At 42.4% G+C, this 23,607-nt stretch carries 26 protein-coding genes and 1 riboswitch; of the genes, 16 read left to right on the top strand and 10 right to left on the bottom strand.

Translation table 11 applies throughout. The features are described 5' to 3' along the window. Positions 1-71 precede the first annotated feature (71 nt). Complete coding sequence (locus Psfp_RS12995) at positions 72-1,313, top strand: OFA family MFS transporter (RefSeq protein ID WP_134218971.1); 1,242 nt, start codon at positions 72-74, stop codon at positions 1,311-1,313. A gap of 229 nt (positions 1,314-1,542) precedes the next feature. Further along, positions 1,543-3,069 (top strand): acyl-CoA dehydrogenase family protein, encoded by a 1,527-nt coding sequence (locus Psfp_RS12990; RefSeq protein WP_134218970.1) that lies wholly within the window; start codon positions 1,543-1,545, stop codon positions 3,067-3,069. Positions 3,070-3,288: 219 nt separating this feature from the next. On the opposite strand, the gene Psfp_RS12985 is transcribed toward Psfp_RS12990, so the two are convergent. From Psfp_RS12985 to Psfp_RS12975, 3 genes are all read right to left on the bottom strand, one after another. Continuing rightward, the gene (locus tag Psfp_RS12985) at positions 3,289-4,662 is read right to left on the bottom strand and encodes an MATE family efflux transporter (protein ID WP_134218969.1); all 1,374 of its coding nucleotides are present in this window, start codon (positions 4,660-4,662) and stop codon (positions 3,289-3,291) included. Between the two features lie 18 nt (positions 4,663-4,680). After that, positions 4,681-5,127 carry a MarR family transcriptional regulator gene (locus tag Psfp_RS12980; protein ID WP_134218968.1) on the bottom strand — a complete coding sequence of 149 codons (447 nt, stop codon included), beginning with the start codon at positions 5,125-5,127 and terminating at the stop codon, positions 4,681-4,683. Between the two features lie 377 nt (positions 5,128-5,504). Next, the gene (locus Psfp_RS12975) at positions 5,505-5,849 is read right to left on the bottom strand and encodes a helix-turn-helix transcriptional regulator (RefSeq protein WP_134218967.1); all 345 of its coding nucleotides are present in this window, start codon (positions 5,847-5,849) and stop codon (positions 5,505-5,507) included. 148 nt (positions 5,850-5,997) lie between these two features. Further along, positions 5,998-6,089, top strand: a riboswitch (cyclic di-GMP riboswitch). A gap of 66 nt (positions 6,090-6,155) precedes the next feature. Between Psfp_RS12975 and Psfp_RS12970 the strand changes: the two genes are divergently transcribed. The 5 genes from Psfp_RS12970 to Psfp_RS12950 all read left to right on the top strand — a co-directional run bounded on the left by Psfp_RS12970 (position 6,156) and on the right by Psfp_RS12950 (position 9,322). Then, entirely contained in the window at positions 6,156-6,707 is a 552-nt protein-coding gene (locus Psfp_RS12970; protein ID WP_134218966.1) for an HD domain-containing phosphohydrolase, read from the top strand. 21 nt (positions 6,708-6,728) lie between these two features. Continuing rightward, on the top strand, positions 6,729-7,082 hold the full coding sequence (locus Psfp_RS12965) for a hypothetical protein (protein ID WP_243120635.1): 354 nt from the start codon (positions 6,729-6,731) through the stop codon (positions 7,080-7,082). Then, complete coding sequence (locus Psfp_RS12960; RefSeq protein ID WP_134218964.1) at positions 7,082-7,933, top strand: GGDEF domain-containing protein; 852 nt, start codon at positions 7,082-7,084, stop codon at positions 7,931-7,933. The genes Psfp_RS12965 and Psfp_RS12960 overlap by 1 nt, the downstream gene beginning before the upstream one ends. A gap of 224 nt (positions 7,934-8,157) precedes the next feature. After that, a complete protein-coding gene (locus tag Psfp_RS12955; RefSeq protein ID WP_134218963.1) occupies positions 8,158-8,565 on the top strand; it encodes a LysM domain-containing protein in 408 nt (135 codons plus the stop codon). Between the two features lie 490 nt (positions 8,566-9,055). Then, positions 9,056-9,322, top strand: coding sequence for a hypothetical protein (locus tag Psfp_RS12950; RefSeq protein WP_134218962.1), 267 nt, complete (start codon positions 9,056-9,058; stop codon positions 9,320-9,322). A gap of 28 nt (positions 9,323-9,350) precedes the next feature. On the opposite strand, the gene Psfp_RS12945 is transcribed toward Psfp_RS12950, so the two are convergent. Both Psfp_RS12945 and Psfp_RS12940 read right to left on the bottom strand, forming a co-directional pair. After that, positions 9,351-10,253, bottom strand: coding sequence for a class I SAM-dependent methyltransferase (locus Psfp_RS12945; protein ID WP_134218961.1), 903 nt, complete (start codon positions 10,251-10,253; stop codon positions 9,351-9,353). A gap of 77 nt (positions 10,254-10,330) precedes the next feature. Further along, positions 10,331-11,902 carry a YifB family Mg chelatase-like AAA ATPase gene (locus Psfp_RS12940; protein WP_134218960.1) on the bottom strand — a complete coding sequence of 524 codons (1,572 nt, stop codon included), beginning with the start codon at positions 11,900-11,902 and terminating at the stop codon, positions 10,331-10,333. 526 nt (positions 11,903-12,428) lie between these two features. Between Psfp_RS12940 and Psfp_RS12935 the strand changes: the two genes are divergently transcribed. Both Psfp_RS12935 and Psfp_RS21730 read left to right on the top strand, forming a co-directional pair. After that, complete coding sequence (locus Psfp_RS12935) at positions 12,429-13,634, top strand: agmatine deiminase family protein (protein ID WP_134218959.1); 1,206 nt, start codon at positions 12,429-12,431, stop codon at positions 13,632-13,634. A gap of 262 nt (positions 13,635-13,896) precedes the next feature. Then, complete coding sequence (locus Psfp_RS21730) at positions 13,897-14,046, top strand: hypothetical protein (protein WP_192895421.1); 150 nt, start codon at positions 13,897-13,899, stop codon at positions 14,044-14,046. 76 nt (positions 14,047-14,122) lie between these two features. On the opposite strand, the gene Psfp_RS12930 is transcribed toward Psfp_RS21730, so the two are convergent. Further along, positions 14,123-14,590: a demethoxyubiquinone hydroxylase family protein gene (locus tag Psfp_RS12930; RefSeq protein ID WP_134218958.1), complete on the bottom strand. Its 468-nt coding sequence runs from the start codon at positions 14,588-14,590 to the stop codon at positions 14,123-14,125. 489 nt (positions 14,591-15,079) lie between these two features. Here Psfp_RS12930 and Psfp_RS12925 point away from each other — a divergent pair, with 489 nt between their 5' ends. Next, entirely contained in the window at positions 15,080-15,988 is a 909-nt protein-coding gene (locus Psfp_RS12925) for a DMT family transporter (RefSeq protein ID WP_134218957.1), read from the top strand. A 105-nt stretch (positions 15,989-16,093) separates the two neighbouring features. Continuing rightward, a protein-coding gene (locus Psfp_RS12920) for an IS630 family transposase (protein WP_134218990.1) occupies positions 16,094-17,258 on the top strand; the annotation gives its coding sequence in 2 pieces (ribosomal slippage) (positions 16,094-16,524 and positions 16,523-17,258; 1,167 coding nt in all). 664 nt (positions 17,259-17,922) lie between these two features. Here Psfp_RS12920 and Psfp_RS12915 read toward each other — a convergent pair. The 3 genes from Psfp_RS12915 to Psfp_RS12905 all read right to left on the bottom strand — a co-directional run bounded on the left by Psfp_RS12915 (position 17,923) and on the right by Psfp_RS12905 (position 19,975). After that, on the bottom strand, positions 17,923-18,276 hold the full coding sequence (locus Psfp_RS12915; RefSeq protein ID WP_153189532.1) for a hypothetical protein: 354 nt from the start codon (positions 18,274-18,276) through the stop codon (positions 17,923-17,925). Between the two features lie 435 nt (positions 18,277-18,711). Next, entirely contained in the window at positions 18,712-19,635 is a 924-nt protein-coding gene (locus Psfp_RS12910) for a hypothetical protein (RefSeq protein WP_134218955.1), read from the bottom strand. 142 nt (positions 19,636-19,777) lie between these two features. Next, a complete protein-coding gene (locus Psfp_RS12905) occupies positions 19,778-19,975 on the bottom strand; it encodes a hypothetical protein (RefSeq protein ID WP_134218954.1) in 198 nt (65 codons plus the stop codon). Between the two features lie 324 nt (positions 19,976-20,299). Between Psfp_RS12905 and Psfp_RS12900 the strand changes: the two genes are divergently transcribed. The 5 genes from Psfp_RS12900 to Psfp_RS12880 all read left to right on the top strand — a co-directional run bounded on the left by Psfp_RS12900 (position 20,300) and on the right by Psfp_RS12880 (position 23,291). After that, a complete protein-coding gene (locus Psfp_RS12900) occupies positions 20,300-20,632 on the top strand; it encodes a hypothetical protein (protein WP_243120634.1) in 333 nt (110 codons plus the stop codon). 63 nt (positions 20,633-20,695) lie between these two features. Continuing rightward, positions 20,696-21,058 carry a hypothetical protein gene (locus tag Psfp_RS12895; protein WP_134218952.1) on the top strand — a complete coding sequence of 121 codons (363 nt, stop codon included), beginning with the start codon at positions 20,696-20,698 and terminating at the stop codon, positions 21,056-21,058. A 1,078-nt stretch (positions 21,059-22,136) separates the two neighbouring features. Further along, the gene (locus tag Psfp_RS12890) at positions 22,137-22,592 is read left to right on the top strand and encodes a hypothetical protein (protein WP_134218951.1); all 456 of its coding nucleotides are present in this window, start codon (positions 22,137-22,139) and stop codon (positions 22,590-22,592) included. 37 nt (positions 22,593-22,629) lie between these two features. After that, positions 22,630-22,827, top strand: coding sequence for a hypothetical protein (locus tag Psfp_RS12885; protein WP_243120633.1), 198 nt, complete (start codon positions 22,630-22,632; stop codon positions 22,825-22,827). 185 nt (positions 22,828-23,012) lie between these two features. Then, a complete protein-coding gene (locus tag Psfp_RS12880) occupies positions 23,013-23,291 on the top strand; it encodes a GNAT family N-acetyltransferase (RefSeq protein WP_134218950.1) in 279 nt (92 codons plus the stop codon). 5 nt (positions 23,292-23,296) lie between these two features. On the opposite strand, the gene Psfp_RS12875 is transcribed toward Psfp_RS12880, so the two are convergent. Then, positions 23,297-23,431: a helix-turn-helix domain-containing protein gene (locus Psfp_RS12875; RefSeq protein WP_205079568.1), complete on the bottom strand. Its 135-nt coding sequence runs from the start codon at positions 23,429-23,431 to the stop codon at positions 23,297-23,299. Positions 23,432-23,607: the final 176 nt, after the last annotated feature.

Here is a 23,607-nt window from a genome sequence, read left to right as displayed (position 1 = left end):
TCCCCATAATATAGGTAATATTTCCCATGGCATAACAAATGATAGCTATTTTTATAAAGGAGGCATTATTCATGGACTTAAAAACTAAAAGATGGCTTATTTTGATCGCCAGCGTGGTTATCAACCTTTGTATTGGTTCCGGTTACGCCTGGAGTGTTTTTGCCAAACCAGTTATCGCTGCGTTAGGATGTACTGCTGCCGCAGCGGCTCTGGCATTTACGATTTCTAACGGTGTTGGTCCTATAACGATGATCACGGGCGGAAGAATTCAGGACAAAATTGGACCCAAGTGGGTAATATTTTTCGGAGCATTCATGTTCGGCGGCGGCGTTTTACTGGCCGGCTTTTCGACATCGGTATCATGGCTGTATATGTCATACGGGGTTATCATGGGTTTAGGTATGGGGATAATTTATTCCTGCACGGTAGCCAATACAGTCAAGTTTTTCCCTGATAAACGGGGTCTAGTGGCTGGATTAGCAACTGCCGGTTACGGGTGTGGATCTATCATCGTGCCCCCTATTGCTAACTCTATGATTGCCAGCATGGGCATCCTTAACACTTTTAAGACGTTGGGTATTGCCTACATTGTCATAATTGCAGTATTCTCATTTTTCATCCAAAAGGCTCCCGACAATTACAAGCCGGAAGGCTGGAATCCGCCGGCGCCTACGGCTACATCGACAGTATCCGGAGTGGATAAAAACTGGAACCAAATGCTCTCGGATCCTATGTTTTACGTGCTATTTGTAATGCTTACCGCCGGCGCATTTTCCGGTTTGATGATTATCAGTCAGGCTTCACCTATTATTCAGGAAGTAACCAAAGTAACCCCGGCAGCAGCAGCTGTAGGGGTAAGCCTGCTGGCCATGGCCAACACGTTCGGCCGGATCTTTTGGGGTGCGGTGTCGGATAAAATTGGCCGTTATCCTGCGCTGATTATCATGTATATTATTGCCGGCGCAGCGACATTATCTTTGTCCAGTATTGCCTCTTATGGTACTTTTGTTGCGGCCATTATGTTCGTTGGCTTTTGTTTCGGCGGCACTATGGGCATCTTCCCGGCACTTACGGCTGACATGTTCGGTCCTAAAAACAACGGGGTTAATTACGGCATCATGTTCTGCGGTTTTGCTTTAGCCGGATATCTTGGCCCTATCCTGGCTGCCAGTATTAAAGCTAGCAACGGGAATTATACGATGGCCTTCATGATTGCCGCTTCAATGAGTATTATCGGTGTCGTGCTTACTCTGATTGTGCAGAACAAGAATAAAAAAGACCGGGCAGCCAGGTCCATGGAGGCTAAGGCATAGGTTTTAATCGCATGGCTGTTTCAACTTGAGGCTGCTTATATTGTGTGTAATAGGAATCAGTATGATAAAGCTAGCAGTGAAGTTGCGTCCGTTACATTGTGGAATATTCCACAATGTAACGCAGGGCAAAAAAAGAGGGTAGAATACCAGCTATAGGAAGATGCAATGATTTAGCGGTATTACCCGGATAATATCAAATTAACTATTCAATATAAAAGGAGGCAAAAAAATGGAGAGTTTTCCCTGGTGGAGTGAAGAACAGAAACAGTTAGCAAAAGATGTAAGGGCGTTTATGCAAAAGATAGCGAAACGGGAAATGGAGACCAGGTGGACGAGGGAATTCCCCTTTGATTTATATGAGGAATTTGGTAAAACAGGATTTACAGGCGCCGCCTTCCCCAAGGAATATGGTGGAATGGGCCTGGGCTGCACAGGCGGCTGCATCGTGGCCGAGGAAGTTCACAAAGTTAGCCCGGGATTGGGCAGGATCATCGTGGGAAATATGATGGGCGGCGTAATGCAGCTTCTAGATTTCGGTACGGAAGAGCAAAAGAAAAAGTATCTGCCGCGTATTGCCCAAGGTGAGATCGGGTGTGTTGGTATTACCGAAGTGACCGCTGGTACCGATGCTGCTGGAATAGAAGTTGAAGCGAAACCGGAAGGGGATCATTATGTCCTCAACGGCAAGAAGCGCTTTATCGTCGGAGCCGGTGTGGCGCAACATTATATTGTCTACGCCAGGACAAGCAACAATCCGGAAGATGTTAAAAAACACCGTCATCTCACCGCTTTCTGGGTTGAAAAAGGGGTACCCGGCTTTACCACAGAACGGATCAATGAAATTCTAGGGTTCGAGAACGTACAAAATGGTTCCCTTGATTTCGATAATGTTATCACGCCGGTGGAAAACAGAATCGGCCAGGAGGGTGAAGGCTGGAAGGTTTTGATGCACGGGCTCAATTTTGAGAGAACCCTGATTTCCGCCTCGGCCGCTGCCTGGCAGCAAATATTATTGCAATATACAGTACCTTATTCTCAAAGGAGGGTCCAGTTCGGCAGACCCACCATTGATATTGCCGGTAACCAGACCAGAATCGCTGATATCATCATGCGGCTAAAAACGACGCGTATGTCCGTTTACTACACCGCATACCTTTGGGATCTTGGCAAGGACATTACCATCGAAGCAAGCATGGTAAAGGCATGTGGTGCTGAAAACACATTTGCATCAAGCTGTGACGCCACTCAGGTTATGGGTGGTGACGGGGTGAACCGTTTCTATCCGGTTCAGAATGTATTTGAAGTTGCCAAGACAGATTATATTGCGGGGGGTACTCTAGAAGCCTGTAGGTTAGTTATTTTCAGGTCCGGGCTCAAACTGATGGCGGAGGATATGCAGATGCCGCGCCGGGTCATAAGCGAAAAGCTGGGTGTGCCGGTACCGGCGGCAGACCCTGTTGAGAAGAAATTAGCGCTTAGCGAAGAAAATGTGCTGGCTGTACTTGGCGAAGACTACCGGATCAACCAGGGTCTGCATATGACACTGGGTGATATCGAGCAATATATCGAAGCAGATGATGAAGCATTGGGGAAGGTCATCGACGCCCTGCAGGAACAGGGACTTGTTATGACCTACCGGACCAGGAAAGGCGCCGTACAGCTCGTCAAGGCCAACTACAAAGGGCTTAAGAAAGCGTATCCCAAGGAATACTATAGGTGGGCGCCGGAATTTGTAACTGAGGATAGAATGTTTTGAAAGAGGTAAGCGTAGATGCTTTTGTGTTAATGAAAATTCATATGAAGTATTGATTAGCTATAAATGCTTTCCTGCTGGAGAATAATGCCAGTTAAGGAGCTTACCGCATATCTCACTTGTTGTGGACCACCTGCTTTAAAAAGCAGGTGGTTTTTCTTTTTGGAAATTATGATTTCTGGGCACTACTGAGATATCTTGGTCTGCTCCTATTATAAAAATTCAAACAGACTGCTTAACCTGTGCAACCACTAGATGATTTTGCGGGAGGTTTTTCATTTCCAAGTAAATAAGGGTAGCCGTCAACAGCACTGCCAGGCCGTCGGCTATCGGCGCTGTTCTCCAAACTCCGTTGATTCCCCAGAAATTTGGCAGGATCAGAAGCAAGGGGATAAACAGCAGTACCTGTCTGGACAAGCTGAGTATGGTAGATTGTACCGGTTTGCCCACTGCTTGAAAATAGTTTGAACATATTATTTGAAATCCTACAACCGGAAATAGCGCAAAAAACACCCGCATGGCCTGTGAGGTCATTTCCGTAAGCGCCGTATCCCCTTTGCTGAATAGCCCTACAATTTGGACCGGCCAGATATGAATGACCGTATAGCCGGCTACAGCAATGCAGGTGCCGGCGATCACCGCTATTTTCACCGTCTCTTTAACCCTGTCATATTGCCGGGCGCCGTAATTAAAGCCTATAAGGGGTTGTGCTCCCTGGCTTAAGCCCACTATCGGCATGAATAATAAGGCAGCTATACTCATAATAATGCCCACAGCCGAAAGAGCTAAATCCCCGCCATATACCAAGAGGGTTTTATTAAGTATTGATTGCTGAACACTGTTGGCGACTTGCATGGCAAAAGGGGCAAAGCCAATAGATATAATGCTGATAATTATAGGCAGCTGCAACTTAAGGTTTTTTAATCTGATTTTGACCAGGCTTCTGCCTGAAAGGAAATAACTCAATACCCAGACTGCTGAAAGGAATTGGCCGGACAAAGTAGCTAAAGCCGAACCTTTTATCCCCAGTCCCAACTTGAAAATGAAAATGTAGTTTAAAACTCCGTTTATCAACGCGCCGGTAATTTGTGTAAACATAGCCAACCTGGGATTGCCTTCCGCCCTGATAAAGTTGTTCATCCCCATGCTGATGGAACCAAAAGCCGCTCCCAGCATAATAATGTGCACAAAATCCCGGGCGTAAGGTAAAACTTCTTCACTTGCCCCAAAGAATATTAAAATCGGCTCGGGGAAGAGCAGGTATATTACGGCTATAATGACCGGCAATAAAATTATCATAACCATGGCATTGCCGGCTACCTTTTCGGCTTCTTCCATTTTCTGCTGTCCTAAACGGATGGAAATCAATGCCGTAGCGCCGATTCCGATCAACATGGATACAGCCATTAGAATAATCATAATGGGGAAAGCCACAGTTGTTGCGGCGATGGCGACAAATCCGATCCCACGCCCTACAAATATCCTGTCGACAATGTTGTAGAGTGCGTTAATGAGCATAGCCACGATAGCGGGCAAGGAAAACTTCCATAACAGACTGCCTATATTTCGATCGCGCATTTCTAAGCTTTTTTCCATTTTGTCAACATTCACCTTTTAAAATTTTTTCATGAAGTCTACTGCATATTGCAAGCTGGCTACAAATTGTTTTATTTCTCCGGGATCTACGCCTCGGAAAAAAACACTCAGGCTTCGGGTGTGATCATCCATAATTTTATTCATTTCATCTCTGCCGGCAGCACTGAGTGATATTAATAACTTTCGTCTGTCGCAGGGATCAGCGCGTCGTATAATCAGGCCCATATCTTCCAATTGATCTATAAGGGTAGTCAGACTACCTTTTTCTATATCCAGCATTTTACCGATTTCAGTTGGGATCAGGTGATCATGCTGGTATAAAATACTGATAATCTTGACCTGGTTTTTTTTAAGCCTGGGATTGCCGTCATAATGCTGGCGGAACCGGCATAGAAACTTTTCATGAAACATACCTATAAAGGAAAACAATAAATTGTGCAATTCTTTAGCTTCCTGGAAATTCATCAGCACCACCCCTATTGGATAGTTAGAATACTAACAATAAGAATACCGACATAATTTATCATATAAAGGCTTCTGCGTCAAGGGCATAAGCCCATAGCAAACAAGAATCTTCTAACTCTAAACGAAGCCGTCGGGTTTTGGAAAAGTACCGGCTACGGCTCTACCTGAAGAAGTTGCAGTAGCTCCAGCTTTGGTATACGTATCAACGAACCTCCATCGGGGGATAATACCACTTCAATTTCGGTAAACTATATATGCAGACATACAAAAGGCCTCGCTCTCCGGAGCGGGGCTTTTGTGTCTTACAAAGAAATACTCAGCTCATATCAATCTTTTTCGCAGGTTGATAATTTATACTATAAAGTTACGCCGCTTAACTATTGCCTGTCATTATTCTTTATGGATTTTAAATAGGATGTTAGTACTTCCTGTAAAAAAATTACTTCATCAATTCGTTTTCTTGTAATTAACATAATAATCAAATTATGTAACGACCGGTCAAAATTATTCTCAAAATTTACCAGGAGATGATAAGGCTCTACCTCCAAAGCCTCTGCTATTTTGGCTATTGTTGCCAGGGAAGGGTTTCTTTGTCCCCTCTCGAGATATCCAAGATATGAACTAGTTATGCCAATATCCTGAGATAATTGATTTAAAGTTAAACCTTTAGCCTTTCTATAATGCCTCAGATTCAATCCACATGTTTTCAAAATATCAACCATATTTTACCTCATTTTTATTTATCCCTTGAATGAACAATTAAATTTTAATATATTTTTGCCCTTCCCAAAAAAATAAATTCAAACTATTGATAAATGTATACTCATAGTTGTATAATTTATTGAATATTTTCTAAAAAGCATACCACCTGTTGTTTAAGGGCAAACCATTCCGAAAGGGTGGGACGCAAAGCTAAGACTCTTATCAGTTATGTTTACTGGTGTGATTGTCTGGCTACAAGAGAAATGGCTTGGTAATTTCTTTTTTTATGCCCTTTTCTTTAACAGTTTAGGAAGGGGTATGAGCTTTTGCTTAACGAGATTAACAAATTAATGATTGCATTAAATAATTATGATTTTGAAATTTATCGTCATTCTATTAGCGTTAGTTACATTGCATGTCGTATTGCATATCATCTGGGATTACAAGATAAAGATATTTCGATAATCACTAATGCCGCTTTATTACATGATATTGGCAAGGTTAAGATTGACAAAAGTATATTATCTAAAAAAGAACAATTAACTGGCAGGGAATGGAGTATTATTAAGAGACATCCTGAATCTGGAGTTGTTATGCTGAAGCCTTATTCCTGGGCTAAAGAACTCCTTGTATTAATTTTGTACCATCATGAACGATGGGATGGAAAAGGATATTTCGGTGTCGAAGCAAACGATATACCTTTAGGGGCTAGAATAATTGCCGTTGCTGATGCTTTTGATGCAATGAGAACCTCCAGGCCTTATAAAAAAGGAAAGGCATGGGATGAAAGTTTAAGTGAAATTGAAAAAAATTCTGGAATGCAGTTTGATCCCTATTTGACAGAAAGAATAATTCGATTAGCATATTTGATTTTCTAAATGAAATGGTGGTGTTCTAATTTGCATGCTCAAAAGGTTGAACCTGGAAGAAAGGCGCTATTTTCGATGAAGTTAAGTGAGTTTGAGATTCCGCCAATTCAGGATGTGTTATTGATTGGAAGAAGAGCTCCCATAGGTCCGGAAGCCGTAAAGAGAATGATAGATTTAATGTGTCCCGGTCAGTACGAAATACATTTAATTGAGGAAGGACCTCTCGAAGCGGTAGTAATTCGTAAGTCACTATCAAAAATGGTTAGTAATGAAAAATTACTGGAAATTGTTTTGAATGAAGCAGATAAGGTTGCATCTGAAACAACATTATTAAAAGCACAGGTTGATATTGTGCTTGCGATTAGTCTAGAGGTGGAACTTTAATGGCTTCCATTTCTAATTATATGAGCAGTCCTGTCATTACGGTTGATATTCTCGACAGTGTCGAACAAGCCGTCTCATTAATGGAAGAAAACTGTATCGGTGGACTTCCAGTTTTAGAGGACGGTAAACTCTGTGGAATGATCACTTCAAGGGATGCCCGGCGTTCTCATATGAACCGTATTATTGCAGACGCCATGTCCAAAAATCCAGTATTTGTTTATACAAATACGTCCCTTTGGGATGCAATTAATTTAATGGAAGAAAAACAAGTAGAAAGGTTGCCTGTATTTGAGAGCGGTAAACTAGTAGGAATTGTTACTAAAAAAAGTCTTCTGGCTGAGGCCGGTAAGCATGAAGATACGCTGACTGGCCTTAAAAAAGCCCCATATTTAAGGTATATGGCAGAAAATATTCTCAGCCAGGGGAAGGAGCTTACGGTTATCTTCTTCGATATCAACGGCTTCGGAAAAATAAATAAAAAGTACGGTCACGTTAGAGGAGACATCTGCCTAAAAATTATAGGACGATTGCTTTCAGAGAGAACGGAAAATGGTGTTTACTTTCCGGGACGTTATGCCGGAGATGAATTTATGGTGATTACCACAGAAGATACTGAACGCTCTAAGGAATGGGCCATTAAAATAGTTAATGAAGTAGCAGTACTAACAAAAGAGTTTGGAGTACCGATAAATATTGTTGCTGGTGTAGCAAGAGGAGGCAGGGACGGTACATGTATAGGCTCTTATTTTGCTATTGCTGTTGATAATTTGATAAATAAGGCCAGCTTGGCCAGTACTATTTCCAAAGAGGAAGGAATACAAGTCACATGTATTAAGGAAGAACTGAAATAGACTATTTTACCCTTGCTTTGGACTCCAGCTGGCAGTAGTAGTTACCCGTAGTATCGGCGGGTATTTTGTTTTGTCTTTAATTAATTAAAGATTATTTGGATTTTGACGAATAGTATAGTAGTTACTAAGGGGAGATGAATTAAATCAATCAGCAATCCAACGAGGTTTTCGGGAAGAGCATTGGTGAACTAGAAAAGCAAATCCACAAATCTAAGGGAATATCAGTGCTTGCGGCACAATTGAAAGATCGGCTTTTACCTCTCGGTATAGTACTTTTATTTGTGATTATGCTTACAATCATATGGAGCCTTAAATGTGAAGTTTCTTATTTGGGAGCTACAATATCCCAGCTTAATAGTGAAAATGCATCACTCAAGGAACAAATTTATGCACAAGCAACACAGATATTGCCAACCACAAAAACTTCTGACGATAAAGATGTAGATGGATTTATTTTCCATGTCGTTCAAGCAGGCGATTGCTTTGCAACTATTTCTGAGCGATACTACCAAGAAGTTGATTACACTTCTGAATTAGCAAAATTAAACGGATTGACAATTAATTCGACATTGCATATTGGACAAGTTATAAGAGTCCCAAAAGATAAACCTGATTTAAAGAATAATCTGTAGGGCTATTTTCTTTCGCGGAATATTATAAATAATAACTTATTCATTATTTGGGTGAAACTCATGAAATTAAAGGAAATACGCAAACGGTTGGTTTCATATGGATATCACCCCGACGAGGTTGAATACGCGATTGCAGAAGTTCTCCAATATAAGAGTCCTCAATCACTTAAAAAGATTGATTTTAATATACTACGAAACATGTTACAGGAAAAATCGGAGGTAAATAGAGCTAAAAAAATCTAACTTGTTGATTATAAGGTAATTATATTTAATCAAGCTTAATTACAGCAAAGTAATGAAGATTAATGAGCCTTCGGGCTTTTTTGTTTTTGGGAGTTTAATATCATGGCTGTTTGGGGGGAAGCCTTGGATTTGCCATTAATTAATTGACTACCTTGGTACCGCTATCATTTCGTTAATAACAATACGGATAAAGTCCGAACGGAGGGACAAGCTAAGGAATAAATTATATTGGTGGGGGTACGGAGCAATGCCAAAAGCTGACGAACTACGATCAACCAGGGCAGAAGAATTACGAAGGACAACTGCCGACCGGTTAAGAAATTTCGACGCTGGGGATATTCGGGATGTAACGGCCGAGGAGTTGGAGGAATTATGTGAAGCTCCAGGGGACCTTGGTTGTTCGGAGCAAACAAATACCGTAATTCCCAAAGAGGATACTCATCCCGGAACTGGTATAAAACACTTTGATGGGAAGGTAAAGGATGTTGACCCTCATGACATGCTTGGAAGGTAATTTGCCTTGGGTAGAAGAATCAAAAAAGTTAGGAATCTGCTTTCGCAAATTTAAGGTGAAAAATATTCGAGCCCTTGATTTTATCGTTTTGCATCATATAGAAAGCAATATTTTCTCCCAAAAAATCTTTGTTTTTTAAACGTGAAAACATCGGATATTCCTCTAATATGATTATCCTCCGGTCCCATCCGGATAATTCTTTTGCCTCGTTGATTCCCCACTTTATTTGGGCGGATTCGTGGCCTGAGTCTTTAAGCCCTTTGTTGACAATTGGAACAGCCTGCGTAGATATTGTATCAAAAACTATTTCTGCGCCGGGGAAGTTGTCTGCTAAAAGCTTGAACAATTCTTTTATTTCTGTCTCGGTGAAGTAAAACAGCACCCCTCCTGAAAAGAACAAAACATCGGACGAACCGGCTGAGACTTCCTTTACCCAGGCCGGGTCAAGCATGGATCCCGCTATGCATTTTGAACGTTCGCCTTCCGGGATTATTTTTTTCCTTATTTCTATGACGTCGGGGAGGTCCAGGTCATACCAGCGCGATTTACCGTTGTCGATACGGAAAAAGGTAGTGTCCAGGCCGGCGCCAAGGTTTACCACAGTGGCTTCAGAATGATTTGATAAGAAGGTTTTAATCGTTTCATCAAACATTTTTGCTCTTGTGATCCATCCAACATTAAAAAAATCGCTAAAAATCTTTTCCACGCCTGCAAAATCATATTCGACTATTTGTTCCACAATTTCAACTGCTTTGGGGTCGCTTAAAACCGGATTGCCAATTTTGGTTAGCTTGGCCCTCCCCCATAAAGGCAGCAGCAGCGTCTTTTGGACGTTCGTCAAATTAATTTTCATTTTGTTCTTCCTCTCATTTAAAATGGACTTCTGGTTTTCTCCGGCGATTGCCGGTGGGCCTACCTTGGATATAGACATGCGTCCTCCGGGATTATCCGAAAGGCCTTAATGTTTATCATATAAGAATAATCCTTGGTGGGCCTCATACCCTCTCTTTAAGATAAGTTCTTGTTGTCCATGGAACGGTACTGCAGCGCTTCGGCCACGTGACCTTCCTCAATAAGATCACTGCCGGCCAGGTCAGCTATGGTTCTGGAGACTTTTAGAATTCTGTCGTAAGACCGCGCGCTCAAGTTCAACCTCCCAAAAGCATCCTTAATCAAAGCTTTGGCGTTCTTATGGAGTTTGCAGTACAGTCTTACCTCTCTTGGGCCCATGCCGGCATTGCAGGTCACAGAGGAAGTCTTACTTCTTCTTGGTCCCCCAATTTGTTTCTCTGCGGCAAACCTTTGCCGTTGAATTTCCCGTGCCTGTTCCACCCTCTGTTTGATTTCACGGGAACTTTCACCCCTGGGCTGTTGTGATATATCTTCGTAAGGCAGCCTGGGCACCTGGATGTGGAGGTCAACCCGGTCCAGGAGAGGACCGGAAAGCCGGGAAATATAGCGCTGCACCTGCAGCGGCGAGCAGGAACACTCCCTGCTTGGGTCACCATAATAACCGCACGGGCAAGGGTTGAGCGCCCCCACCAGCATCAACCTGGCCGGGTAGGTCAGGGAGGCGTTAATCCTGGAGATAGTCACCACGCCGTCTTCCAGGGGCTGGCGTAGCGCTTCCAGGGTGTCCTTGTGAAATTCCGGCATCTCATCCAGAAACAAAACCCCGTGATGGGCAAGTGAAACCTCACCAGGCTTGGGAATCCTCCCGCCTCCAATTATGCTTATCGTTGATGCGGTGTGGTGCGGGGAGCGGAAAGGGCGCCTGGTTAACAACGGACGGTTGGCAGGAAGCAGTCCGGCCAGGCTGTGTATTTTGGTCACGTCTATAGACTCCTGAAAGGTCAGGTCAGGCAGTATGCCGGGCAGGCTGCGGGCCAGCATGGTCTTACCGGAACCGGGACTGCCGAGCATAATTACATTATGGCCGCCTGCCGCGGCTACTTCCAGGCACCTCTTGGCCGTCTGCTGGCCCTTGACGTCTCCAAAATCAAAAAAAGCCCCTTCCTCCAGCTGGTCCTGCAATTCTTTGAGGTCCAACTTGTAAGGGGTTATTTCATATTTGCCGCGCAGGAAAGCTACCAGTTCATCGAGGCAGGAAGCCGGAAAAACATCAATTCCTTCCACCAGTGCCGCTTCCTTCGCATTTTCCATAGGGACAACCACCTGCTGTAAAGCTGCATCCCTTACAGCCAGCACGTTGGGGAGCACACCCGTTATGCCTCGCAGGGAGCCATTAAGGGACAGTTCCCCGAGATAAACATACTGCTGGAAGCGCTCAGGAGGCAGCTGCTCAGTGGCAGCCAGGATCCCTACTGCGATAGGGAGATCGTAAACCGGCCCCTCTTTTTTTAGATCGGCGGGAGCCAGGTTGACTGTAATCCTCTTGACCGGGAATTCAAGCCCGGAGTTTTTGATGGCTGTGCGGACACGGTCCTTTGCTTCACGCACCGAAATGTCTGGCAGACCAACTATGTCGAAGCTGGGCAGACCTCTAGACACATCCACCTCAACTTCCACGATCTGACCATCCAGGCCGCTCAAGGCAGTGCTTTTCACTATGGCAATCATGCTTGCCTCCGCAAAAGAAATAATTTAGACATCTTTCTATTTTTTACTGTAAAATCCTGCCTGGAATTGAAAAGAGAGGGCGGTTTCTTCTGCGGTGGTATTTCAGAAGTTGTTAACAGTGACGTGAGATTATGTTAAATGAAAGGGTTGGAAGCGATTAAACCTGGTGATGTGAGCCGGGTTTTTCTATACCCTAATACTTTGAGTATGAGTTAGGTTGTCCCTGTGGAATTTGTTAACCGGGGGAAGTAGGGGTGAGATAAAAGGTCTTAACCAGAGATAGTTGGAGTTGTTTTTTATTTATAGTTGGATGTCATTTTGAATGAATTTTATATTTATCCGGGATCGAGGACGACAATATGTCGTCCCTTTTCTTTTTGTATTTTAAAACTGTAAATGGGTACAATACTTAAGATATTTAAATCATGTAATATGGATTTATCAATTATAGATACTTATCAAGTTATTGGTTTGGATGATAATTTGGATAATAAATTAAACCATATTATTACAGGTGGGCCTGAGAGTGAAAAAACAGTATTCAGCCATCATTATAGCTGCTTTTGTTTGCTTGCTTATAGTGTTTTCTGTAAAATCTTTCAGAAACAACAGAGTTTACGAAAAGCCAAACATTAATGGCAATGGCGGAAGCGATCCGGTTTCTTATGTATTCCCTGGAGAATTCGAAAACCAGCAGGCCATCTGGCTGCAGTGGCCCGAAGGGATGTACAGCACTGCCAGCGACCCGGTTTACCCGGTATTTATCGATATTATTAAGTCTTTGGACCCATATGTCGGCGTAAACCTGATATCACAGAGCAACGAAGAAATTGCGCAGATTAAAGATTTGCTCCAGGCAAACGGTTATTCCGGCTCAAATGTCCACTATTATATAATTGAGCACCTGTCCATCTGGACCAGAGATGTCGGGCCGGTTTTCGTCAAAGACAGTCAGAACAGGCTGCATGTTGTTAATTTTGGTTTCAATAACTACGGCAGAGGTTCCAGTCAGTATTTTGCCGATATTGAAAGCAATATTGACAAGCGGGCAGCTGAAGCGCTTGGTCTGCCTGTCATCAGTACCAACCTGGTTTCCGAAGGGGGCGGCATAGAGTCTAACGGCAGAGGTACGATCATGCTTACTGAATCGGTCGCGTTGGACCGAAACCCGGGGCTGACCAAAGAGCAGATTGAAAATGAATATAAAAGAGTCCTTGGGGTAAAGAAAGTAATTTGGCTTAAACAGGGACTTGCCGAAGATGATCTAATTACAAAAGGGCACATTAATGAAATAGCACGTTTTGCAAGTCCGGATACGATACTTTTGGCACAGGTCCTGCCGGGGGATAGATATACAAATTCTGATTCCCAAAATTCATACCTGCGCATGGAAGAAAACTACAATATATTGCTTAACTCGACTGATCAGGATGGAAAGCCGTTTAACATCATCAGGGTTCCGATGCCTCCCACACTTTACGGGGAGGTGGACGATACCGGCAAAATTCCCGTGCGCAGCTATCTGAATTATGCTGTCACAAACGGAGCGGTATTGATGCAGACTTATTGGAAGCCCGGGCGTTCAGAAAAACTGAAAGCTGCCGAAGAACAGGTTAAGGGGATATTTCAGAGTGTATTCCCAGGACGCAATATAATTGGTATCAATGCTGAAAGTGTTAACCTGTGGGGAGGCGGAATCCACTGTATAACCCAGCATATGCCTGCGAATTAGATTATCATCACCTGCCGTGGATTCGATAGAGATGGAACACTGTTGTTTTATCGCAACTGAAATTCCATGGACAATGGTACCAAATAAAGTTATTTTCAGAGACAAGGTCAAGCGTGTCATCATCAGCAAGCAATACGTTATTAACGGCTATCCACTGGTCCTATACAGCGATATCACTGCCTGAGACCGGGCTCGTCCGCATTACCATACATTTCTACCTTGTCAAAAGGAGTTTTTTTTAAGCGGGTCATGGTACCAGTAGATGGTAACATTCAGGACAACCCTCCTGGAGCCGTCCGGAGAACACGACCATGTGCTGGTCTTTACCACTGCAAGTGACGTGCAGATGGAAAACCCCGGCATCCCCGGCGTGAAGATGTTTATGGTGGATGGGACCGTGGCGGCGCTTTAAGACAACTGAATAGCCCCGCTCCATATCGGTTAAATCCAGAGGCGGGGCGATTACAGTATTTTTTTAGAAATAGCTTTTATTGCGGCTTATTCATTCCGTTTTGTTGCATATAGTTCAATATTCCTGCACCGTGGTGCTGTTCTTCTCTTTGGATGTGCTGCAATGCCTGACGAACCTGCGGATTTGCCGTTTGAAAAATGCCAGTGTCGTAGCTGCCGGATACAAATTTTTCGGTCATCATCATGTCTGTGCAGAGTGCGGCGTCTTCCTGGTTTATCATTCCGGCAAGTTTTTGGTTTTGCATCGGCTGGGCTTGCTGCTGTACGCCTTGATTGGCAGCAGTGTTGGGTTGTTGCCCTTGCAGAAGTTGATTGATGGTATTGTAGTGCTGCTGTTCCTGAGACGCGTACTGGTTGAAAAGCTGTATAAGCTGCGGGTCACTGGCCTGTTGGGCGTAATTGGTATATTTCTGGATGCAGACCTCTTCGTGGACCTTTTGATCCTCAAGCATGGTTCTTTCCTTCTGGGTCAATTGTATTGTCATATGATGCACCTCCCAGGCTTATCATGTTCCGGGATGCCGGGATTTATGCATATGAACGGTAATTGTGTCAAAACGAAGGGATATGCGAAAAAATTTCAATATTGTGCATGAAGGTTCATTATGGTTGTGAATGAGCGGTGTTTATCATTGCCTCGACTGTATCCGGCCGGGATGAGGACTTAAAGGACAACGAAAGGGTGACTAAGGAGTGGGTGTTTGGCGCTCCTGAATCAAGATAACAACAGCACGCGCATCAAGCGCTTACTGGACACAACCGTTCTCTAAAAAACGCCTGTTTTCAAGATATTTCGACCTTTCGAGCCAAAAGCACCTGCTATTCTGGTATAATTATACTTGGATACAATGGTAGGAAGAGCCATTTCGCGACAAGCCGCCACAAACAGTTTAACGGCTTGTCCCCCAAATAAGCTTCATTATCATTCTTAAAATTTGCTTAAAATACAGGAAAGCACATATGGTAGGCACAACATGTTAAAAAAGACAGCTCCGTTTTTAGTAATCATCGCGGGATGTATGTGGGGGGCAATCGGTACCTTTGTCAGAATCTTGAGCGCAATGGGCCTGGATAATACAACCATTGTCGAATGCCGAATGTTTGGCGCTATGCTCATGCTGACAGCCGGCTTGCTGATATACGATAAAAGACTGCTGAAAATCAATCCCAAAGACATATGGATCTTTTTTGGAGCAGGTTTTTTATGCACGGCCTGCTTTAACACATGCTACAATATCGCCATCAATGAGCTTACATTATCACTGGCGGCAATTCTTTTATGCACAGCGCCGTTTTTTGTCGTCATTTTAGCCTACGTATTCTTTCGGGAAAAAATCACCCCCTGGAAAATAAAAACCCTGCTGCTGGCTTTTTGCGGCTGCGTACTGGTCTGCGGCATTTTCGATCGTGGGGCTACTTTTTCCGCCTATGGTATTCTGATCGGTCTTTTATCCGGCATCGGCTATGCTTTTTTAAGCATTTTTGCCAGGATTGCCATTAACAAAGGCTACCATTCCCTGACCATTAACACCTGGTGTTTTATCTGTGCAAGCCTGGGACTGGCATTTTTTACAGACTGGGGGCAGCTTGGAACGTTAGTCGGGGCGGCGCCGCTTTCTATGGGGGGACTATTGTTTTTACATGCCCTGATCGGTACGGCAGCCCCCTATATTTTATTCACCGTGGCATTAAACTATATTGATACCGGACGGGCCGCTATCTTATCTTCCTCAGAACCGGTAAGCGCTACTATAATGGGATACATAATCTACCATGAGACCCTGTCGGTATACGCGCTTACCGGCATGGTGATGGTGCTGGCGGCTCTGATCATTTTAAGCAAGCCGGAAGTTGAAGAAATCAGGCGGGATGTTGGCGCGTGAAACAGTCGTGAGTTATAAACTAGTAGTTTGTTAAATCTTAAACTATAATGAAACTCATTTTCGTGGTATACTCTTCTCAGGAGGGAGGGGTATGCCTTGCCAAAAATAAGATACCATGTCCGTCTTTCTGATGAGGAGCGGAAGACCCTGCTCAAGATCGTTTCCAGGGGTTCCGCCCCGGCAAAAACCATCATGCATGCCAATATTCTGTTGGCAGCTGATGAGAACGGCACGGGCGGGCGAAAGAGCGAAGTTGAAATAGCAGCGTTGTTTCATGTTCACCCGCAAACCGTTCATACCATTCGAAATCAGTACTCGGAACATGGGCTGCAGGCTGCGCTCGGCAGAAAGAAACGCGAAACGCCGCCCGTTGAACCGAAGATTACCGGTGAAGTGGAAGCAAAGATCATCGCATTGAGCTGCAGTTCACCCCCGTCGGGACGATCCAGATGGACGCTAAGGCTGCTGGCGGATAAAGCGGTTGAATTACAGTACTTTGACAGCATCTCTTATGTGGCCGTTGGACGGCTTTTAAAAAAACGAACTAAAACCACATCTCCGTAAATGTTGGTGTATTCCGCCTGAACAGAACGCCGCCTTCGTCGCCTGTATGGAAGATGTTTTGGATCTGTACCAGCAGCAATATTGCAGACTATATCCGGTCGTCTGCATGGACGAAAAGCCGTACCAGCTCCTTGGTGAGAACAGAACCCCGATCCCGATGAAGGCCGGAAGGCCTGAGTGTCAGGACGGTGAGTATGTCCGCAACGGAACCTGCAGCATCTTTGTCTTCACAGAACCATTGGCAGGCTGGAGACATGTAACGGTCTGTGAAAGAAGAACTCGGGTTGACTGGGCAAACCAGGTCCGGGAACTGCTTGAGGTTTATTATCCAAAAGCAAAAAAGATCCGGTTAGTGATGGATAATTTGAACACTCATACCACGGCATCGCTTTATGAAGCATTTACACCGGATGTAGCCAGAAGCCTTGCTAAACGCCTTGAGATCCATTACACGCCAAAGCATGGAAGCTGGCTTAACATAGCCGAAATCGAACTGAGCGTAATGTCCAAACAGTGTCTGGAACGCCGAATTTCGTCAATCAATTTCCTCCGCCTTGAACTGTCGGAATGGGAAACTGCAAGAAACAAAAAACAAAAAGGTGTTGACTGGCAATTCACGACCGATGATGCAAGAACCAAATTAAAGCGGCTTTATCCACAGTTAAGAGTTAACAGCGTAATAGTAATACGCTGCAAAAGCTTTTAATTAATAAGGATGGTCCTTGATGCACTTGGCGCCAAAAAGCAGAATCCAGATCACCAGCAGGTGATCTGGATTTTTTAGCCCTTAAAAATCAAACACAGTTATTATGTCTTGCTGTGTGTAATGCGCTGGTGCCCGAGACCGGAATCGAACGGTACGGGGTTTGATCCCCGCAGGATTTTAAGTCCTGTGCGTCTGCAGTTCCGCCAAAACCGCGTCATTACTGAGTTTTTCCCATTGACACTTTGTCAGACACACAGGATTTATTCTCTTATACGGTCTACATTTAAAGATTTAAAGAGAATCCTGTGTGTTTGTTATTACCCTATATTTCGCTAATGATAAGGGAAAATCCTCTAGTTCTATCAATATTTTCGAAAATAGAGTAAGGTAATTTTAACCAATTAATTACTTGTTTTTACGTTAGCTATGGTAAGACATTATACCAACCTCGACAATGCGGACGTTATTAATGCTCATCGAAAGGTAAGCCCTTTAACGAAGATGGGGAAAAAATAATACAACAAAGAGCCTCCGAGAAAACTCCCGGAGGCTTTTTTGTTTTAATTTAACTGTTATGAAGAAAGGATTGGTTTTACGCTAGTTCTGTAAAAAATCTAGTTCAGGTATAATTTACCGAGAGAGTTTTAATAATATATTTAATTTTCTACGTCCCAGTAAGTCTATCCCCGGTATACTCATTCAACAAACTTATTAACTGTGTTAGTTTTATGTTTTTGTCAAGGAATGTAACTAAATAGCTTATGCCGTGTGGTATTTGATTTATTCTGCTACGAATTAATTTTGTAAGTACATCATGTTTTAGATAGCCGTTATTGCCTTCCAGGGCTGCGAATATTGCTTCGCAAACGATAATTCTGCTCAATTTATTTTGTTCCTTGTTACTAAGGACATCATCAATAGTAATAATGTCAATTGCTTTTTTAGTGTATTTTAATAATACTGATGCCAATTCTCCTTGCAAGGAATCTATTCTAGTTGCAATCTTTAACAATTCCAAGGACGGTATTTCAAGTAATTTAGTTCGCAATTCTGTTCAACCTTCAAGCCCTACAACATTGCATAGTCTGGGGTAATCAGTACCCATATCAACCCGGTATGCCCAAATATCCAATATATTTTCACTAGTAAGTGCATGTTCTTTTAGTAATTGCATTAATTCAATATCTAGCCCTAGCAGCATTCTTAATTGCAATTAAATTACTGTTAGACTGACTAGTCTTAAAATATACAGTTGGGCTATGCAGGATTAGTGGTCTAAAGTGTAATAGCTTGCAAATGTTATAATATGGTTTGAGTGTTTCTTCATTGTTTTTCTGGGCATAACTTTTGAAAATAGTATATATTTGATTAGATAATTCTACATAACCCATTTTTCTGCATGCTAGAATATATTTATTTCCAGATACTTGTCCAGGTCCAGACCATAAAAGATTTAAACCAGTAGAAACCTTAATATCTTCCCAGGGGTTTTTTTCTTTAATTTGATTGTAGACTTTAATAAATGATTGATTGGAATTCCAGAATAAATTATTAAGTGATTATAAATATCATTATTGTTATAAAATCTATCATCTAAAATAATATCGCACAGTTCCTTTGTAGTAATGGGATGCTTTAATAATTGATCAATAATAATAAGATTATTTGCAGCTTTTGGAAGCATAAATTCAAACCATCTTTTTAACGTACTATGGGGTACCTTTGAAATTGAATCTAACATTTCAGAAGTCACTTCTTGAGAGTTTAATACTGGGTGAAGCCAAGGTTCAACAGGCCATTTATAGTTCTGAATGTTATAATATTTTACCCATGTAGCTACTAACGTCTGAATGTTTCCATAATATTTAATTACTTCTCCTAAATCTTCAGCCTCTCTGACATGGTATTCCAAGCCAGATTCCGCTAATAATTGTATTATACTAGGAATTTCATCTTTAATACCTTCCCAATCTATCATAATTTTATGTTGTTCTGCGAATGGACAAGATTCAGAATTAATTGTTGCTGCACAATCATAATGAAGACATTCACCTAATGGCATTGAAGGATCTGTTATCAAGGAGCAATAAGGAGAAAATATTTTTTTAAGCCTGTATAATAATTCTTCTTTTGCCTCGCAGAATAAAAATTCTTCAATTATTTCCCTGCAATTAACACCACCAGTTTGTTTAAAAGCTTCTAAATATGCTTCTGCTTGAGAGCATTCTAATTGCTTCTGATTTGAGCATGAATGATCACATTTTCTACTGTCAGGGAACAAATTTGTTGTATGACACTTAAACATTTTTATTGTATTTTGCGTGGTAATGGTAAGAGAATATAAATTCTGTAAATCCAGATTACTCCCTACCATCATCCCTTTGACTACATCGCTGTAAATTTTTTCTCCGATTAATTTAATTAGATATTTTTTGGAGGGGATCAGAGAATTAATTAGCTCCTGATTGTTGCAAGTATTGCTGTTTAAATTACAGTTATCACAGCTAAAGCTATTAAAATCAAGTAATTGCTCCAGAAATCATATTTTTAATATAAACAGGATATTCAAGGTCTTTATTACATAGTTCACAATTACTATCTTCTGATGCTCTCTTAAGTAGTGTCCATTCTTTTCTTGCATCTTCATAATCAGATGACACGCTCCAGGAAACGATGGTTTTATAACGTTCCTCATTGATACCGATATTCGTAGTCATTATAACCTCCAATGCAAGTTATTCTTTGAAAATTATACCATAAAATGAATTAATTTAATCAGCAAAATGGTTAAAGATAAAAGACTAATGACCATCCTTAACTTAAGATAACAGCAGTAAATTAAAATTTAAGGTTGTAAAGGAGTTGGATACCTCTCCTAAGTTATGAGGGGGTGTTAATCTTGACATCCTCATAATGTTAAGGGAGGATTTTACAAAATGGCTAACGCTTACATCGGTGTCTACAAAGGAAGCCTAACTCTTGGAGGTACAGACGGGACTCGCGTCTTCGAAGGCGACGGTACTGCTGCAATCTCTATTACGTTGAATGCCACGAACAACGAAGTCTCTGCCCCTATCAAACTGGCTCTCCGCTGTGCCAATACTCCGGTTCCTTACCAAACAGTAGGTAACACTACAGTTTCCCTGACTGGCACGACTGCTTCCAAGTGGAAACTAATCCTCAAAAACTCCGATACCGCTCCGACCCAAGCTGAGATTGACGCTGTGACCTATAACAACTCTCTGACCATTTCGACCGTCGTCGGGACAACCAATTACATCTTCTGGGCTGTAGCTAAAGCAACCTCCGACGAAACTCCGCAGAACGACACTTCCGTCGATATTTCCGTGAGTTCCACAATCGAAGCTGTTTAGTACTTAGGAGACGGGCTTTCCAGGCTCCAATTTCTTCTTATTTTCAACGAGGGGGGTTAACAGATGGCAGGATGCTTTTATGCTTGTCATATAATCGGCGACGGTTCGGAGGAAAACCCGTTCAGACCTTATATTGACAATTACCCTGTGAACTGGGTTATGGCTGCTCAGGTTGGCCGGGGAGCTTTGGTTTACGTATCAAACCCGACCTCAGAGCTTGAGGCTGATAACAAGATTTTCGTTATTCCCAAAGACCTTGATCGAACATTTACCCGTACCCAATGGAATGCCCTTGCAAACAGGTTAAAGGCTCAAGGACTGACTCCCGGAGAGTACGACACAAATTTTACGATTAGGGATGCAATTGTTTTTATCGGAACTGCTTATAATCCAGTTTTTGACATTGACCATTTTTATGTCGGATAGACTGCCGGGGGTGCAAACCCCAGGCTTTTCTTTTTATACCGCTGTTTTGAAAGGTGGTGAGGCTGTAATTGACCATAACCAGGACAAGCACAGGTAAACTTAGACTGGAGAAATGGGATTCTAACACTCTGCCGACAAATCCTGGGCCGGGATATTTCACCTCTGGAACTGTTACATATAACAAAACTGACAAATGGATTCAGATGGGGACAAACAGTTCCGGCAGTACTGCTGATTAGGGCGACGACTACCAGTTCCCGGCTGGCACAGCAGATTATATACACGTTCAAGACTTTTATTTAGCCACAAACTATAAAACATCCGGTACGGAATTCCGGTTATACAACCGTTTTACTGATACTGGAACAAATTACTATTATTACTGCAAGTACGACTACTACAACAACAAAATAATTCTCTATAAATACCTTTCCGGTTCTACGCAAATAGGTACGTTTACGCCTGGTTCTGTTCTGTCTAATGATACATGGTATACTTTTAAGTTCCTTTCTATAGGAAACAGGATTGCAGTAAAAATATTTCTAAAATCAGCAGCAGAGCCGACCTCCTGGAACATTGATGTAACCGATAACACTTATAACGGGGCTGGGATCACTTCCTCCAGGGCAGCTAAAAAGCTAGTTTACTGTGATAATTATACGGTTTATGCTAGCCACTATATAACTGTTACAGGACTTCCTTCAGGTTATAAGGCGAGAGTAAACGGAGATACGGGGCCGGTCGCGACTGAATCCGGGGCCGTAGCTATCCAGCCAATATGTGTGCATGAGGACCATTGAATTTGGTTAAAATCCAAAAAAAATAATGCTTTTGCGACTCGGGGGCTTCTATAAAATTGCATAGTGTCAGGGTGTTGGAGTATCGTTCTATAGGCAATTTTCTTGGCTGTTTTGGTATTGGTGAGAGCGTAGTTTTATTGATAATTTTCCAAGCAGTACTTGATTAGATTAGTTCTTATTTATTAAATATTTAAATATTTTTCCTTCTTAGAATATAGCTATTATGGCTATATTCTTTTATAATGGAGGAAAGTACTATGCGAAGGAGCGACCCTCTTATGCCAAGCGTTTCTGTTCATGAGGCAAAAAACAAATTAACCGCATTAAGGCGGGAAGCAGCTATAGGAAAAGAATTCTTATTGGCAGATGCCAAAAGAAAGGACGATCAGCCTGTATCCCTTATTTCAACTGTGCTGCTTGACGAGCTATGCGAGGCCAAGACTTTTTCATACGAATGGCTTGACGAGCCTGGGAAAGAAAGCGAGAACTATACCCTAGACAACCGGGAAACCGGAGTATATGGTGTGGGTCCTACAAGAGCGGAAGCTGTGGAAGACTTCATTGACAATATTATCGATTACTCAGGAGTTTATTTTGATGACTTGCCGTTTTATTTAAGTTCATCCGGTGGCCGCCGGGAGCACTATTGGTACTTGAGGCGTGTTCTCCGGTGTGAAGGGGACAGGGAGAGAATTTACCGTGTCCTAGATTTGGATAAGGTACTGTTAGTATAATGGGATATACGTTCAAGTGGGATGACATTGAAAAGATATGTCGGAAGTTGGGGATGCAAAGGAGGGCAAGACCGCTGTTTGGAAAGGCCTCGGTCCCGATGGAATAAAACGTACTTGTATAATCCATGCAAAGCATAAAGGGAATGTGGGTAGCAGTTTGGTGCAGAAGATTGCCACAAAAGAATTGGGTTTTACTTCGGTGGAGGAAATGTACCGGTTTTTAAATGGGGAATAGAAAACCTGATTGCCTGGAGCTCCCTGTTTATCTTGCTATAGCAATCCATGCAAATATGCCATAAGAGCGCAATTTTGCAGTGTAAGAACAAAGCGAAATGTATCTAGCAAGTAAAAAATTGGCCAAAATATTTAGCAAGAAATTGAAGACAAAAAGCTTTCGATTCTCTGCAAGGGGGTCTCATTTTGGTAAATATAAAAAAAGGTAGTAATAATTTTTATGTAGGAGATAAGGAAGAAGACCCATTAGCAATAATAAAATTCTCTTATAAAGTGTCAGACATCATTGTCGTTGACAGCACTTTTGTATCAGATGAGCTAAGAGGACAAAATGTTGGCAAACTATTAATACAAAGAGTGGTTGATTTAGCAAGAGAAGAAAACAAAAAAATAATTCCCCACTGCTCCTTTGTTAAAGCTGTATTTGATAAAACTAAGGATTATGAAGATGTGGTATATATATAAGAAATCTACTTTATCCCGAGCTTTTTCATCTTGTTCCGTAATGTGCTGGGGTTGATCCCGAGCAACTCGGCGGCGCCGTTAGGGCCGTTTATCCGCCCGTTCGTCTTTTTCAGCGCGACAGTATATTGTTGCTTATACATTCAGCCAGTCCCACGACCCTTTCCTCTCTGGGAGGGGTCGTTTTGTTGTTGTAATCTTGCTCGTAAAGTAGTCCTGGCAGGCAGGATTTTTTTGCACATTGATTATCTAAAAGATGATTCAGAACCCTCCCCAATCTGCTAAAATATTTGCAGTTTCTTTGGGGAGGTTATTATTT

It is taken from the genome of Pelotomaculum sp. FP (genome assembly GCF_004369245.1).
Taxonomy (GTDB): domain Bacteria; phylum Bacillota; class Desulfotomaculia; order Desulfotomaculales; family Pelotomaculaceae; genus Pelotomaculum_C; species Pelotomaculum_C schinkii.
This window is presented reverse-complemented; position numbering and strand designations above follow the sequence as displayed.